The organism is Pedococcus sp. P2_D7 (assembly GCF_056404295.1).
The window spans coordinates 207,231-221,558 of the sequence record NZ_JBFUEH010000002.1 but is presented as its reverse complement, the minus strand read 5'-3'; the positions used below and the strand labels follow the sequence as shown (position 1 = coordinate 221,558).

The 14,328-nt window shown below is 71.6% G+C and carries 12 protein-coding genes; 8 read left to right on the top strand and 4 right to left on the bottom strand.

The window, feature by feature from the left end:
* Nucleotides 1-256: 256 nt before the first annotated feature.
* Nucleotides 257-1,582: an HNH endonuclease signature motif containing protein gene (locus AC1DWJ_RS04545; RefSeq protein ID WP_477620090.1), complete on the top strand. Its 1,326-nt coding sequence runs from the start codon at nucleotides 257-259 to the stop codon at nucleotides 1,580-1,582.
* Between the two features lie 26 nt (nucleotides 1,583-1,608).
* Here AC1DWJ_RS04545 and AC1DWJ_RS04540 read toward each other — a convergent pair whose 3' ends face one another.
* From AC1DWJ_RS04540 to AC1DWJ_RS04525, 4 genes are all read right to left on the bottom strand, one after another.
* Nucleotides 1,609-3,564, bottom strand: coding sequence for an NHL domain-containing thioredoxin family protein (locus tag AC1DWJ_RS04540; RefSeq protein ID WP_477620089.1), 1,956 nt, complete (start codon nucleotides 3,562-3,564; stop codon nucleotides 1,609-1,611).
* Nucleotides 3,565-3,612: 48 nt separating this feature from the next.
* Nucleotides 3,613-4,296, bottom strand: coding sequence for an ANTAR domain-containing protein (locus AC1DWJ_RS04535; protein WP_457254285.1), 684 nt, complete (start codon nucleotides 4,294-4,296; stop codon nucleotides 3,613-3,615).
* A 127-nt stretch (nucleotides 4,297-4,423) separates the two neighbouring features.
* A complete protein-coding gene (locus tag AC1DWJ_RS04530; RefSeq protein WP_457254286.1) occupies nucleotides 4,424-5,251 on the bottom strand; it encodes a carbon-nitrogen family hydrolase in 828 nt (275 codons plus the stop codon).
* Nucleotides 5,248-7,275 carry a bifunctional copper resistance protein CopD/cytochrome c oxidase assembly protein gene (locus AC1DWJ_RS04525; RefSeq protein ID WP_477620088.1) on the bottom strand — a complete coding sequence of 676 codons (2,028 nt, stop codon included), beginning with the start codon at nucleotides 7,273-7,275 and terminating at the stop codon, nucleotides 5,248-5,250. The genes AC1DWJ_RS04530 and AC1DWJ_RS04525 overlap by 4 nt, the downstream gene beginning before the upstream one ends.
* A gap of 42 nt (nucleotides 7,276-7,317) precedes the next feature.
* On the opposite strand from AC1DWJ_RS04525, the gene AC1DWJ_RS04520 reads away from it, so the two are divergent.
* The 7 genes from AC1DWJ_RS04520 (at nucleotide 7,318) to AC1DWJ_RS04490 (ending at nucleotide 14,299) form a co-directional block, all read left to right on the top strand.
* Nucleotides 7,318-8,172, top strand: coding sequence for a maleylpyruvate isomerase family mycothiol-dependent enzyme (locus tag AC1DWJ_RS04520; protein WP_477620087.1), 855 nt, complete (start codon nucleotides 7,318-7,320; stop codon nucleotides 8,170-8,172).
* A gap of 143 nt (nucleotides 8,173-8,315) precedes the next feature.
* A complete protein-coding gene (locus AC1DWJ_RS04515; RefSeq protein ID WP_477620086.1) occupies nucleotides 8,316-8,849 on the top strand; it encodes a MarR family winged helix-turn-helix transcriptional regulator in 534 nt (177 codons plus the stop codon).
* Between the two features lies 1 nt (nucleotide 8,850).
* Nucleotides 8,851-10,572 (top strand): MDR family MFS transporter, encoded by a 1,722-nt coding sequence (locus tag AC1DWJ_RS04510; protein ID WP_477620085.1) that lies wholly within the window; start codon nucleotides 8,851-8,853, stop codon nucleotides 10,570-10,572.
* Between the two features lie 181 nt (nucleotides 10,573-10,753).
* Entirely contained in the window at nucleotides 10,754-11,728 is a 975-nt protein-coding gene (locus tag AC1DWJ_RS04505) for an ABC transporter ATP-binding protein (RefSeq protein WP_477620084.1), read from the top strand.
* Nucleotides 11,721-12,677, top strand: a complete 957-nt coding sequence (locus tag AC1DWJ_RS04500; protein WP_477620083.1) for a hypothetical protein — start codon at nucleotides 11,721-11,723, stop codon at nucleotides 12,675-12,677. The genes AC1DWJ_RS04505 and AC1DWJ_RS04500 overlap by 8 nt, the downstream gene beginning before the upstream one ends.
* Nucleotides 12,674-13,588: an ABC transporter ATP-binding protein gene (locus AC1DWJ_RS04495; protein ID WP_477620082.1), complete on the top strand. Its 915-nt coding sequence runs from the start codon at nucleotides 12,674-12,676 to the stop codon at nucleotides 13,586-13,588. Before AC1DWJ_RS04500 ends, AC1DWJ_RS04495 begins: the two co-directional genes overlap by 4 nt.
* 3 nt (nucleotides 13,589-13,591) lie before the next feature.
* Nucleotides 13,592-14,299, top strand: a complete 708-nt coding sequence (locus AC1DWJ_RS04490; protein WP_457254294.1) for an ABC transporter permease — start codon at nucleotides 13,592-13,594, stop codon at nucleotides 14,297-14,299.
* The last annotated feature ends 29 nt before the right edge of the window (nucleotides 14,300-14,328 follow it).

The window sequence follows — 14,328 nt, the reverse complement described above, 5'->3', positions numbered from 1 at the left end:
GTTGCCTCAACTCTATCGGCCGGAGGGCTCTGACCTGCGGCAACGCGGCGCATTCTTCGCAAACCGGCCTGCGCTGCCGCGACCGTCGGTGGGCCGCGACGGGCCTGCGACGGGCCGGCGACGGGCGTGCGACGGGCGTGCGACGGGCGTGCGACGGGCCGACAGCAGTTCCGCCGTGCCGGGTGACCATCTTTCTGGTCATTGTCCCTGTGGATGGTGCTTGTACTCGAACATGTGTTCGACTATAGTTGCCTACATGTCAGCAGCCGCCACCCTCCACCCCGGCCCCACGGGGACGGTCGAGGTGCTGCGCGAGATCGACGAGCTGCTCGACCGCCACACCGGCGGAGACGTGGTCGGGGCCGCGGCCGCCGGCGCCGCCCTGGGGGCGCTGGACCGGGTGATCACCCGGTTGCAGGCGGTGCGGCTGTCCGTGGTGGCCGAGGCCGATCGGGCCGAGGTGGCGTCCGCGTCGGGGATGACCGGCACGGGCGCCTGGCTCGCGGCCCGCACGAGGCGCGAGGGCGGTCAGGCGGCCCGCGACGTGCGCCTCGCGACCGCCCTGGACGACGGCCTCGAGGCCACGCGGGAGGCGCTGGCCGCCGGTGACGTGTCGACGGAGCACGCCCAGGTCATCGCGACCGCCACGGCTCAGCTGCCGCAGGGTCTTGGCGCCGAGGAGCGCACCGCGATCGAGACCGCCCTGGTGCGCCGGGCCAAGCTCGTCGACCCGGGCACCCTGCGACGCGACGGCCGCCGAGCGCTGGCCGCCGTCGAGCGGTCGCAGGCCGAGGTCGACGCCCACGAGGACCGGGTCCTGCGCACGCAGGAGGAAGCGGCGCTGGCCAAGTCGCGCCTGACCTGGCACCAGAACGGCGATGGCACGACGAGCGGCCACTTCACCCTGCCCACGCTCGCCGCGGCGATCCTGGTCAAGACGGTCCAGCAGATCGCCTCGCCGCGACGGTTCGCCCAGCAGGCTGCCAAGGCTGCGAAGGCGGCCGGGGCGACGACCGCGACCGAAGTCGCGGACGCCACCTGGGACGCCTTCCGCGCCGCCGACGGCGACTGGGCCCACCGCTACGGGTCCGCCTTCGTGGAGCTGCTCGAGCACCTGCCCACCGACACCCTCTCGGGCAAGGTCGCGGCGACGGTGGTCGTGACGGTCGACCACGACCAGCTCAAGGCGGCGCTCGGCGCGGCCCACCTCGACACCGGGCACGACCTCTCCGCCAGTGAGGCGCGACGGCTCGCCTGCAACGCCGGCATCGTCCCGGCGGTGCTGGGGGGCAGGTCGGTGCCGCTCGACCTCGGCCGGCAGGAGCGCTTCTTCACCGAGGCACAGCGGGTCGCCCTCGCGACGGTCTACGACACCTGCGCTGCTGAAGGGTGCGACCGGCCCTACGCCTGGTCCGAGCTGCACCACGAGGACCCGTGGGCGAGAGGCGGTCACACCGACCTCGCGCTCGCGGTGCCGTTGTGCGGACACCATCACCGCAGAGCCCACGATCCCCGCTACTGGCACCGCGTCGACACCGGTGCCCAAGGGAAGAAGTCCGTCATCTACGCACTTCGGAGCTAGCTTCCCTCCGCAGCTCGCTGTGCTCTTCAGGTGCCGCGCAGGTCGAGGTCGAGGCGATCGGTCGCGCCCTCGACCAGGACGACCGGGATGCCCCAGTCCTGTTGGTAGAGATGGCAGGCCGCATGCTCGGGCACCTCGCCGGTGACCGGGTCGCCGTCGCACGAGGCTGCCTGCACCGAGATGTGCAGCACCCCGTCCCCGGCGGCTGGGTCGAGGACCAGCGTGCGGGTCAGTCCTTGTGCGCTGCCGGCGCCGTCGCGCAGCAGCCCCTCGGGGGTGGCCGAGACCATCAGCCGGGTCGGGTCGCCGTAGCGGTGGTCGAGCTTCTGCCCGGTCGGCGGGGTGAAGTGGACGGTCAGGGTGAGCGGGCCCGGAGCGACCTCGGCGCGCGGGCGCTGGGTCTGGTGCGCGAGGCCGTCGACGCGCTGCGCCTTGTCGGGCAACGGGATCCGCACGAGCTGGTGGGCCGCGGACTCGACCACGACGAGCTGGCTGCGCTGCGCCTGGCTCTCCTCCCCGAGCTCGCCCCGCTCGCCCCCCTCGCCCCGCTCGCCCCCCTCGCCCCGCTCGCTGGCCTCGTTGACCTCGTTGACCTCGATGACCGCGTCCGAGGGTTCGAGCAGGCCGGTGGCGAGCGTGCTCACCTCGGACGTCACGGGGTCGAAACGGCGGATCGCCCCGTTGTAGGTGTCGCTGATGGCGACCGACCCGTCGGGCAGCACGGTGACCCCGAGCGGGTGCTGGAGCAGGGCCTGGTCCGCGGGGCCGTCCCGGTGCCCGAAGTCGAACAGACCCTGGCCCACGTGGGTGGTCACGACGAACCCCTCGTCGGTGACGTCGAGCGATCGCAGCGCCGAGGTCTCGGAGTCGGCGACCCAGAGCCGCGAGCCGTCCTGCGACGCCGCAAGACCCGACGGCTGGGCGAACCACGCCTCGTCCGCGGCCCCGTCGCGAATCCCTTCTGCCGACGTGCCACCCAGCACCGCGACGGTGTTGTCGGCGGGGTCGGTGGCCAGGTGCAGCGCCCACAGCTGGTGGGTGCCCGCCATGGCGATGACCACCCGGTCGATGAACCAGGCGAGGTCCCAGGGTGTGGAGAGGTCCTGCTTGAGGGCCGGGCCGCTGCCCGACCGCTCGCGCAGCTGCCGCCCGGTGCCCGCGAGCAGGGTCCACTCGCCGTCGGCCAGGCGAAGTCCCTTGACCTGGTGGTGCACCGAGTCGGCCACCACCACGTCGTACCCGACCCGCTCGGCCGTGGCCGCGGGCAGCACCAGCACGCCCTGCGGCTCGGCCAGCCCGGCCAGCCCGGCCAGCCCGGCCAGCTCGACGAGATCGTTGCTGGGTCCGCCGAACCGCCGTCGCTCCGTGACCAGGTCCGCGTCGAGCCAGACCAGCTCGTGGTGCGCGGTGTCGGACACGAGGAACGACCCGTCGTCGAGGACCGCCGCCTTGCCGGGGAACCGCAGCGCGGTCTCGGGAGGTTGCGGCGCGGCATACGGGGAGTCGCCACGACGCAGGGTGCCCTTGGCGGTGTGCTCGGCCACGAGCTCCTCGATGAGGACCGAGAGCCCGTGCGCGTGCCCCTCGCCGGACATCGAGGCGACGATGTAGCCCTCGGGGTCGATGACGACGAGGGTCGGCCAGGCCCGGGCGGTGTAGGCCTGCCAGGTGACCAGGTCGGGGTCGTCGAGCACCGGGTGGTGCACCGAGTAGCGCTCGACGGCGGCGGCGAGGGCGTCAGGATCGGCCTCGTGCTCGAACTTGGGCGAGTGCACGCCGATCAGCACGAGCGAGTCGCTGAACTTCTCCTCCAGCGGCCGCAGCTCGTCGAGCACGTGCAGGCAGTTGACGCAGCAGAACGTCCAGAAGTCGAGCACGACGATCCGGCCCCGCAGCTGTTCCAGCGTGAGGGCCTCATCGGCGGTGTTGAGCCAGCCGCGCCCGACCAGCGGTGGAGCCTTGAGGCGATGACGCGCGCGCATGCCCTCCAGCCTAAGAGGGCGCCTCGGAGCCCCCGCGCGGGCCCGGGGTCAGCTGAGGTTCCGCTCGTCGACGAGCTCCTGGGCGACGTCGCGCAGCTTGAGGTTGGCATGGGACGAGGCTCTGACCAGGAAGGCGAAGGCGCGGTCCTCGTTCATGGCGTGACGCTCCATCAGGATGCCGATCGCCTCCCCGATGATCTTCCTGGTCTGGATCGCCTCGTTGAGGTTTCGTCGCTCGTGGGCATGTCCCAGCGCGATGGCCGCGTGGCTCGCGAAGAGCCGCGCCAGGGCCTGGGCGTCATGGGTCACCTCGTCGGAGCTGGTGGAGTAGAAGTTCATGCCGCCGAGGGCGCTGTGGTCGAGGTAGAGCTTGACCGCCATCTGCGACCGGACCCCCGCGGCCCGGGCCTGGGGCACGTACCGGGGCCACCGGTCCTCGCGGTGGAGGCTCGACACCGACACCTCCTCGGTGCCCTGCAGGGCCGCCGAACACGGGCCCTCACGCAGGGAGTACTGGATGTCGTCCATCCGCAGGACCAGGTCACCGGTGAAGGCCCGCGTCTCCACCACGCCCTCCTTGGCGAGCGTCGCGATGCCCACCTGGTCGAAGCCGGGGACGGAGTTGCAGGCGACCTCGACGATCGTCTGGAGGGTGTCGTCGAGACCTCGAGGCCGGTTCAGGGTCCGCGCTGCTTCGGCGATCGAGTCGGTGAAGGCAGATGCTGTCTGCATGAGGGCGCTCTCGTGTGCGTTGTGAGGCACACAGAGAGGCGCTCATCACGAGACGCTGCAGACCTGTACAAACCGGCAGTTCAGGACGAACTACGCGGTGACACCTCGACGGTACACCCCGGCAGGGTCAGAGTCGTCGGTCTCGCAGCACCGGGAACTGCTCGCGCCAGGTCGTGATGGCATCGAGGTCGACGTCGACGCTGAGCACCGCTTCGCCCGACCCGGCCATCGCGAGCGCCTCGCCGGTCGCGGAGATGACCTGGGAGTGGCCCCCCATCTCGGTGCCCGCGTGGGTGCCGCCGGTGTTGCAGGCGATGACGACGCACTGGTCCTCGATCGCCCGGGCGTGCGCGAGCAAGGTCCAGTGCCGCACCCGCGCGGCCGGCCACGCAGCGGGCACGATGAAGACGGTGGCGCCGGCGTCGAGCTGGCGACGGTAGAGCTCGGGGAACCGCAGGTCGTAACAGGTCGACAGCCCCGCGCGGTGAGCGCCCGCGTCCCCGGGGAGGTCGACCAGGACGATGTCCTCGCCCGCGTCGAGCAGCTTGGGCTCGCCCGAGCCGAAGCCGAACCGGTGGATCTTCCGGTATGCCGCGACGAGCGCGCCGTCCGGACCGTAGACCAGCGAGGTGTTCCAGAGGCCCCGACCGTCGGAGCCCATTTCGCTTGACTGGGAACCACCTGGCTCTGCTCGTTCGATGATCGAGCCGGCATGGAGCAGGACCCCGGCGTCCCGGGCCGCATCAGACATGGCCGACCCGATCGACCCCTCGATGGGCTGCGCACGGTCCGCCCACTCGCGGTAGGAGAACCCACCCGGCGCCCAGAGCTCGGGCAGCACCACGAGGTCGTGGCCGGCTTGGGCGCGCACCAGCGCGGCGACCCGCTCGACGCGCTCGTCCATCGGCTCGTCGTCGCCGTACGCGACCTGCAGCACCGCGACCCGCATGGTCATGGCTGCCCACCGTCTTTCTCTTTGCGTCGCTCGTCCTGCTTCTTCAGTCGTTGCAAGTGTGCGTTGTAGGCCGCCAGCTCCGCATCCCCGTCGCGGTCGGCCTGCCGGTCCTTGCGCTTGCTCTCCGCGCGGTCGGTGCGCACCCACGCGACCGCGACGAGGAGGGTGAGGATCACGGTCGGGGCCTCCCCGATGCCCCAGGCGATCGCGCCGGCCTCGTGCTGGTTGGCGAGCGGGTCGGTCATCCACGGGAGCCGGACGAGCTCGAAGAAGCCCGGCGCGAGCAGCGTCGAGCTGCCGGTCATGACGACCCCGAAGAACGCGTGGAACGACATCGTCGCGAACAGCACGACGAGCAGCATGAGCGGCGGCCACCTCTTGGGGCCGGGGTCGATGCCGATGAGCACCCAGGTGAACAGGTACCCGGTGAGCAGGAAGTGCACCAGCATCAGGACGTGCCCGGTGTGGGTGCGCAGGGCGAGCTCGAACAGCGGTGAGTAGTAGAAGATCGCCAGGCTGAAGAAGAAGAGCGCAGCCGCCACGACCGGGTTGGCGAACACCTTGAGCAGCCGCGAGTGGACCACCTGGAGGACGAGCTCGCGCGGGCCCCAGGTCTTGTCGGGGCGGGACGGGAGCGCCCGCAGCGAGAGCAGGATCGGCGCCGCCGGCACGAGCAGGAGCGGCACCAGCATGGCGACGACCATGTGCATCACCATATGCATCGAGAAGAGCACCCGACCGTAGACACCCGGCGCCCCGGAGGTCGCGTAGACGAAGACCGCCCAGCCGAGGACCCACACGACGGTGCGGTGCAGCGGCCACGCGTCGCCGCGACGGCGCAGCGTGAGGACGCCGGCGACGTAGAGCCCCACCGCGACGACCGCGAGGCTGAGCCACAGCCAGTCGGTGGTCCACGACGTCAGCCACGAGTCACCGGTCAGGGGGCCGGGGTCCGGGTAGCCGGTGAGCGCGAACGCCGGGGAGGGGTCCTCGACCGCGGTGTCCGGCACCGGCGGGGCGCTGCGCGCGAGGGCCACGGCGGTGCCCATCGCGATGCCCATGACCACGAGCTCGGCGACGACGAGCCGCACGAACGCCGTCGACCGGCCGGCCCGCAGACCGGCGAGCAGCGAGCGGCGGTGGCGCCACCCGGCATACCCGAGGAGCAGGAGGGCCGCCGTCTTCACCAGGAGCAGCACGCCGTAACGGGTGCCGAGGTCGCTGACCGGGCCGATCCGGATCAGCGCGCTCTGCAGGCCCGACAGGGCCACCGCCCCGAAGCACCAGCCGGCCAGCGTCGAGTACCGCGACGCGGTGGCCGCGACGTCGTCACCGAGGAGGGGCCGCAGCAGGGCGAGCGCCAGCAGGCCGCCGACCCAGACGGTCACCCCGACGAGGTGCACCGCGAGCGCGTTGACGGCGGTGCCGTGGTCGGTGGCGCCCGCCGCGTGACCGGCGAGGGCGAGGGGCAGGACGCCCAGGACGGCGAGCAGGGACAGCCAGGCCATCGTGGCGCGGCTGTTCGCGACGAGCGCCCCGAGCGAGATCACGGCCGCGACCCCGGCTGTGATGAGGGCCACCCGGGTCGGCTCGTAGCTCCACGCGAACGTGGTGAACTGCTGCCCGAAGGCCGGGTCGGTGAGCGGGATGCCGATCGAGGCCGCCATCGTCAGGGCCGCGCCCGCGGCGCCCGCGAGCGCCCACAGGCCCGCGGCGATCCCGGCCAGGCGGGTGGCGATGAGGCGGCGGTTCGTGCGGGTCGTCTCCGGCACGAGGTATGCCGCGTGGACCAGCAGCCCGATCGTCACCGCCGCAGCCACGTCGTGGACCACTCGCGCGTAGAGGACGCCCCAGCGGACGAACGCCCCGGGGTCGGCGACGACCGGTGCGGTCGCTGCCTCGCCGATGACCGCGGCGAGCGGCAGGGCGAGCAGCGCCGCGACGGCCAGGGCGGTGAGCGGGACGCGGGCCGGCGCCGGAGCCTGGTCCGTCGTCGCCACCGGAGCCGCGACAGGGGTGGTCATGGAGACAGCCTAGGTAGCGCTCGCACCTCGTAGGGTGGGGGCATGCCCCTCCACCCGGCAGCACCCGAAGACCTGGCCGGACTCGTCGCCGCCTACCAGCAGACCACCCAGGCGGTGGTCGACCTCGGGCACTCCTGCTCGGACGCCGACTTCGACCGGCCCACCGCCTGCCCGGGGTGGACGGTCAAGGACCAGATCTCGCACATCGTCGGCCTGGAGTCGTGGCTGCACAGCGGTGCCAACCCGCGGGTCGAGCTGCCCGACTACGACCACCTCCACAACGCCGAGGGGAAGTTCCTCGAGCGGGCCGTGGAGATCCGGCGGCCGATGGTCGGGGCGAAGGTGGTCGCCGAGCTGGAGACCATTGCGGCCCAACGGGTCGAACAGTTCACCGCGCCCGAGGTCACCCTCGACACCGTCGTGCGGGGCGCCTGGGGGCCGGCCCCGTTGAGCGAGAGCCTGCCCACCCGGATCCTCGACATCTGGACGCACGAGCAGGACATCCGCCAGGCGCTCGGTCGTCCCGGCGACCTGGACTCCGGTGGCGCCGTCGTCTTCATGCACCTGCTCTTCGCCGCGCTGCCCAAGCTCATCGCGCGCCAGGCGCAGATCCCGCCGGGCAACGTCGTCATCATCGAGAGCACCGGCCCCGTGCTCGGTCGGGCCGGCGTGTGGGTGGAGTCGCACGACGACGGCAAGCCCCGCGGCATACCGCTGTTCTCGGGCATCGCCCACGACGGCGACCCGGACGACGTCTTCACGACCATCACGCTCTCGACCGATGCGCTGACGCGGCGCGCGGCCGGGCGCGGCAGCGTCGACGACATCCACTTCACCGTGCAGGGCGACGAGGCCGTCGCCCGCCAGGTGCTGGAGAACCTCGTCTTCGTCCCCTGAGAACTGCCCGCTCCCCGAGACGCTTGTTTGCTGCACACAACCATTTCGTGATACTTGTATGTCGCAAGCAACTTTACTGAGCAACCAACTTTCTGAGCAAACTGAGGCCCTCTTGCTGCCTCCAACACTTCCTAGGTCCTCTCATGTCGCAGCACCACCTCGACCGCGAGACGGCTGAACGCGTCAGCGTCGGCCTGATCCGGTTGATGAAGCTCCTGCAGGCCATGCGCCAACACGCACCACGGATCCACCCGGCGGTCGACGCCACCGCGTACCCGATCCTGTTCAACCTCGCCGCCGAGCCGCGCCGCGTCTCGGTCCTCGCCGAGGTCGTGCACTCCGACGTCTCCACCGTGAGCCGTCAGGTGAGCACCCTCGAGGGGCACGGCCTCGTCGACAAGGTGAGCGACCCCGCCGACGGACGCGCGCAGGTCGTGCAGCTCAGCGAGGAGGGCACCCGCCTCCTCGCCGACATCACGCAGCAGCGGACCGAGTGGTTCCGCGAGCTGATGGGTGACTGGACCCCCGAGGAGGCCAGCGACTTCGCCGGCCACCTCGAGCGGTTCGGCGCCGACCTCGAACGCGAGCGGGTGCAGCTCCTCGCTCGCCGCCCCAGCCCCAGCCTCAACCCCAGCACTCCCAGCCCTTCTCTTTCAACTCGCACCTCGGAGAACTGACATGGCCGCCGCCGCCCCCGCCCGTCCCGACGGGCCCCTGACCCACCGACAGATCATCACGATCCTCGTCGGACTGATGATGGGCATGTTCCTCGCCGCCCTCGACCAGACCATCGTGGCCACGGCCATCCGCACCATCGCCGACGACCTCAAGGGCCTCGACGAGCAGGCCTGGGCCACCACCGCCTACCTGATCACCTCGACGATCGTCACGCCGCTCTACGGCAAGCTGTCCGACATCTACGGTCGCAAGAAGTTCTTCTCGGCCGCGATCACGATCTTCGTCATCGGGTCCGTGCTGTGCACGCTCTCCCAGTCGATGCTCCAGCTGGCCTTCTACCGCGCCGTCCAGGGCCTCGGCGCCGGCGGGCTCTTCTCGCTCGCGCTCGCCATCATCGGCGACATCGTCCCGCCGCGGGAGCGCGCCAAGTACCAGGGCTACTTCCTCGCCGTCTTCGGCACCTCGAGCGTGCTCGGTCCGGTCATCGGCGGGTTCTTCGCCGGTCAGTCCAGCATCCTCGGCGTCGACGGCTGGCGCTGGGTGTTCCTCGTGAACGTGCCGATCGGCATCGCTGCCCTGTTCGTCGTCTCCCGCACCCTGCACCTGCAGCACACCCGTCTCGACCACCGCATCGACTGGTGGGGCGCGGCCACGCTGACCCTCGGCCTGGTGCCGCTGCTGCTCGTCGCCGAGCAGGGCCGGGACTGGGGCTGGGACTCCGGCCGCTCGATCGCCTGCTACATCGTCGGCCTGGTCGGCGTCGTCGCGTTCCTGCTCGTCGAGCGCGCCATGAAGGACGAGGCGCTACTGCCGCTCACGCTCTTCCAGGAGCGGACCGTCGCGGTCGCCTCCGGCGCCTCGGTGCTGATCGGCATGGCCATGTTCGGTGGCCTCGCCTCGCTGCCGTTGTACCTCCAGATCGTCAAGGGCGCGTCGCCGACCAAGGCCGGCCTGCTCCTGCTCCCCCTGACGCTGGGCATCATGGCCGGCTCGATCGTCTCCGGCCAGATCATCAGCCGGACCGGGCGCTACCGCCGGTTCCCGATCATCGGGTCGGCCCTGCTCGCGATCGCGCTGTTCGTCTTCCACTTCATCAAGGCGGACACCCCGCTGTGGCAGACCAGCATCGTCATGGTCGCGTTCGGGCTCGGGTTGGGCTTCAACTTCCAGCCCCTCACCCTCGCCGTCCAGAACGCCGTGTCCCCGCGCCTGATCGGCGTCGCGACGTCGTCGGCGACGTTCACCCGGCAGATCGGTGGCACACTCGGCACCGCGGTCTTCCTCTCGATCCTGTTCTCCACCGTGCCCGACAAGATCCAGTCGGCGCTCAAGGCCTCGGCCGGCACCAAGGACTTCCAGGCCGCGCTCGCCGACCCGGCCAACGCCGAGTTCGCCCAGGGCCTGTCCTCCGCGGCGGGTCAGGCCGGCGGCACCGCTGGTGGGGTCCTCAAGGACAGCTCGTTCCTCAACGACCTCGACCCGAGGCTGGCCAAGCCGTTCCTCCAGGGCTTCTCGGACTCGATGGACCTGGTCTTCCTCGTCGGCTCCGGCGTGATGGTGATCGGCTTCCTCGTGATGCTGCTGCTCCCGCACGTCGAGCTGCGTGGCGGCTCGGCGTACAACGAGCGCGGCGCCGCCGACAAGGCCGACGCCGACAAGGCTGACGCGGACAAGTCCGACACGGACGCGGCGGCCGCGGCACCGCCCGCGATCGGCCACTAGGGGTCGCACGACCCAGGCGAGGTATGCCGCGGGCTCACGTCCGCGGCATACCTCGCTGTCGTCCTCGGGCGGCCGCAGGGCCAGCAGGGGTCGGGGTCTTCCCTGAACCTCCCCTGAATCTCCACCGAACCTCCACGGACTCGCCCCGGTCGACCGCTCCTGCGCGGCTACTGTGGCTCGCGTGGAAGCCGTTCAACTGGGGGCCGGGCAAGCCGGGGCCGTGCACGTCGGGGCCGTGGTGCGCACCCAGCGCCTCACCAAGGACTACGGTCCGGTGCTGGCGCTGGACTCCCTCGACCTCGAGATCGGTCCGGGGATCACCGGACTGGTGGGCGCCAACGGGGCCGGCAAGTCGACCCTGCTCAAGATCCTGCTCGGCCTGGTCCCCGCCACCGCTGGGCAGGCGCAGGTGCTCGGGCACGACATCGCGACGCAGGGGTCGGCCATCCGCGCGGCCGTGGGATACCTCCCGGAGCACGACTGCCTGCCGCCCGACGTGAGCGCGAGCGACTTCGTCGTGCACCTGGCGATGATGTCGGGGCTGCCCAAGGTCGCCGCCCGGGAGCGGGCCGCCGAGGTGCTCCGGCACGTCGGGCTCGCCGAGGAGCGCTACCGGCCGATGGGCGGCTACTCCACCGGCATGAAGCAGAAGGCCAAGCTCGCCCAGGCCCTGGCCCACGACCCGCGGCTGGTGCTGCTCGACGAACCGACCAACGGCCTCGACCCCGCCGCCCGCGACGAGATGCTCGGCCTGGTCCAGCGGATCGGGCACGACTTCGGGATCGCGGTCATCGTCACCTCGCACCTGCTCGGCGAGCTCGAGCGGGTGAGCGACCACGTCGTCGTCCTCGACGGTGGCCACCTGCTGCGGGCCTCGCGCACCGACGAGTTCCTCGACGCCACCGGGGTCCTGCTGGTCGAGGTGCTCGGCGACGACGCGACCGCCCGGATGGCCCAGGCACTGGCCGCGGCCGGGGTGGCGACGGTCCCCCGCGGAGCCCTCCTGACCGTCGACGCCACGGCCGGCCAGACCGACGGGCGCGAGGCGCGGGAGGTGCACGACCTGATCCGTGACACCGCCAGCGACCTCGGGGTGGGACTGGTCCGCCTGCAGGTCGACCACCGTCGCATCGAGGACGTGTTCGCCGATGACTGAGCTCTCGCCTGGTCGCTCCTCGGATCCGTCCTCCGATCCGTCCTCCGATCCTTCCACTGATCCTTCCTCTGCCACCCCCGAGGGCCGCAGCGTCATCCACGACCTCGGCTACCGCCCGTACACCGGTCCTCGGCTCGGCTCCGCGGCGATCGCGCGGGCCCTGCTGGTCACCGGGTTCCGCAACGCGTTCGGGCTCGGCCGCTCGGGCCGGTCGAAGGTGCTGCCGTTCATCCTGCTCGCCCTCAACATCCTGCCGGCCGTCATCATCGGCGGCGTGATGGTGCTGGTGGGCCTCAAGGAGCTGCCGATCGGCTACGCGCAGTACGCCTCGACGACCCAGGTGCTGCTGGGCATCTTCGTCGCCTCGCAGGCACCGGTGCTCTTCTCGCGCGACCTTCGGCACGGCACCATCTCGCTCTACCTCGCCCGCCCCCTGCCGTCCGCCACCTACGCGATCGCCCGCTGGGGAGCCCTCCTGGGCGCGACCCTGGTCTTCCTGTTGTCCCCCCTCGTGATCCTGTATGCCGTGGCCCTGCTGGGTGAGCTCGACGTCTCCGACCAGAGCCACGATGCGGCCGTGGGCGCCGGGTTGGCCGTGTTGCTGGCCCTGTCCCTGGCCGGGGTGTCCGGGCTGATCGCCTCGTGGTCGACCCGGCGCGGGTTCGCCGTCGTGGCCACCATCGCGCTCCTGCTCTTGGGCAACGGGATCGTGACGGCGATCCAGGGCATCTCCGGCGAGGAGCACCACCCTCGGGTGGGCGAGGTCGCGGGGCTGTTCTCGCCCTACTCGCTCTACCGCGGGCTGATGGCGATGTGGGCCGACGGCGACATCGCCACGCCACCGAGGGGTGTGCCGATGCAGGCTGCCTACGTCGTCGTCTTCGTCGGCCTGTCCGCCGCCTGCCTCGGCGGCCTGGTCTGGCGCTACCGGCGGGTGGCCACGGCATGAGTGAGATCAGGATCGACCAGGCCTCCCGGTGGTACGGCAACGTCGTCGCCGTCAACGGCATCTCGATGACGGTGCGACCGGGCGTGACCGGACTGCTCGGACCGAACGGCGCAGGCAAGACCACGCTGATCGCCCTGATGTCTGGTTTCCTCGCCCCGTCGGCCGGCTCGGTGACCCTCGACGGCACGCCGATCTGGCGGCACACCGACGCCTACCGCACCATCGGCCTGGTGCCCGAGCGCGAGCTCAGCTTCGGCTACCTCACCGGCCGCGAGTTCGTGCAGGCCAACGCCGAGCTGCACGGGCTCGCCGACCCCGGCGCCGCGACCGAACGGGCCCTCGGCGTGGTCGAGATGACCGAGCCCGCGGCCCGCCGGATCGGGACCTACTCCAAGGGCATGCGGCAGCGCGTGAAGCTCGCCTCCGCGCTGGTGCACGACCCGGCCGTGCTCCTGCTCGACGAGCCGTTCAACGGCGTCGACCCGCGCCAGCGGCTGCACCTGATGACCCTGCTCCGACGGATGGGGTCGGAGGGTCGCACGGTGCTCTTCAGCTCGCACATCCTCGAAGAGGTCGAGCAGGTGGCCCGGCAGATCGAGGTCGTCGTGTCCGGGCGGCACGCGGCATCGGGTGACTTCGGCCAGATCCGCCGGCTGATGACGGACCGCCCGGTGCAGTACGTCGTGGTCGGTGACGACGACCGTGGCCTGGCCAGCGCCCTGATCGCCGAGGCCTCGGTGGTCGCGGTCTCGCTGCGCCCGAAGGGCGGGGTGGACGTGTCCGTCTCCGACTTCGGCGCGTTCACGGTGCGGCTGCCGCAGGTGGCCCGGCAGCACGGCATCCGGATCCTCGAGCTGACGCCGACGGACGAGTCGCTCGAGAGTGTCTTCGCCTACCTGGTGGGGGGCTGACCGGTGAACCCCACGATCCTGCGGCTCTCCCGCCAGGCCCTCCTCGGCCGCCGTCGCGGTCTGGTGCTGGTCATCATCCCCGCGGTGCTGCTGGCCCTGGCCGTCATCGTCGCGGCGCTGACCGACGACGCCGTCGGCTACGACGCCGTGCTCACCCTGGGCTACACCCTCGCGCTGCCCCTCGTCGCACTCCTCGCCGCCACCGCGGTGCTCGGCCCCGAGGTCGACGACGGGTCGATCGTCTACCTGATCTCCAAACCGGTGAGCCGGCACGTCATCGCGCTCAGCAAGTTCGCGGTCGCGTGGGCTGCCACGGTCGCGCTCGGAGGGCTGCCGCTCCTGGTCGCCGGGCTGGTCCTCGACAGCGGGGACGCTCGCCAGGCGGTGGCGTGGGGAGTCGCCGGCGTGGTGGCCGGCACGGCCTACACCGCGTTGTTCATCGCGCTGGCCGCCTTCACGCGGCACGCCGTCGTCATCGGGCTGCTCTTCGCCCTGCTGTGGGAGGGGCTGCTCGGCTCGGTGCTCGGCGGGATCAAGTGGGTCTCGATCGGGGCGTGGGGTCGCGGGGTCGCCCAGGAGATCAGCCCGCAGCTGACCGGGCCCGGCACCGGGCTGACCTACGCCCTGGTGGCCGCGGCCGTCCTCACCGTCGCCGCGCTGTGGTTCACCGGCGACCGGCTGCGGTCGTTCACCCTGCGCGGCGACGAGTAGCGAGGAAGGCCCGCACCGGTTCCGGTGCG

Coding starts and splice junctions, on each gene's coding strand:
- AC1DWJ_RS04545 (WP_477620090.1), top strand. CDS start 257: ATGTCAGCAGCCGCCACCCTCCACCCCGGCCCCACGGGGACGGTCGAG.
- AC1DWJ_RS04535 (WP_457254285.1), bottom strand. CDS start 4,296: ATGCAGACAGCATCTGCCTTCACCGACTCGATCGCCGAAGCAGCGCGG.
- AC1DWJ_RS04510 (WP_477620085.1), top strand. CDS start 8,851: ATGGCCGCCGCCGCCCCCGCCCGTCCCGACGGGCCCCTGACCCACCGA.
- AC1DWJ_RS04540 (WP_477620089.1), bottom strand. CDS start 3,564: ATGCGCGCGCGTCATCGCCTCAAGGCTCCACCGCTGGTCGGGCGCGGC.
- AC1DWJ_RS04520 (WP_477620087.1), top strand. CDS start 7,318: ATGCCCCTCCACCCGGCAGCACCCGAAGACCTGGCCGGACTCGTCGCC.
- AC1DWJ_RS04500 (WP_477620083.1), top strand. CDS start 11,721: ATGACTGAGCTCTCGCCTGGTCGCTCCTCGGATCCGTCCTCCGATCCG.
- AC1DWJ_RS04495 (WP_477620082.1), top strand. CDS start 12,674: ATGAGTGAGATCAGGATCGACCAGGCCTCCCGGTGGTACGGCAACGTC.
- AC1DWJ_RS04530 (WP_457254286.1), bottom strand. CDS start 5,251: ATGACCATGCGGGTCGCGGTGCTGCAGGTCGCGTACGGCGACGACGAG.
- AC1DWJ_RS04525 (WP_477620088.1), bottom strand. CDS start 7,275: ATGACCACCCCTGTCGCGGCTCCGGTGGCGACGACGGACCAGGCTCCG.
- AC1DWJ_RS04515 (WP_477620086.1), top strand. CDS start 8,316: ATGTCGCAGCACCACCTCGACCGCGAGACGGCTGAACGCGTCAGCGTC.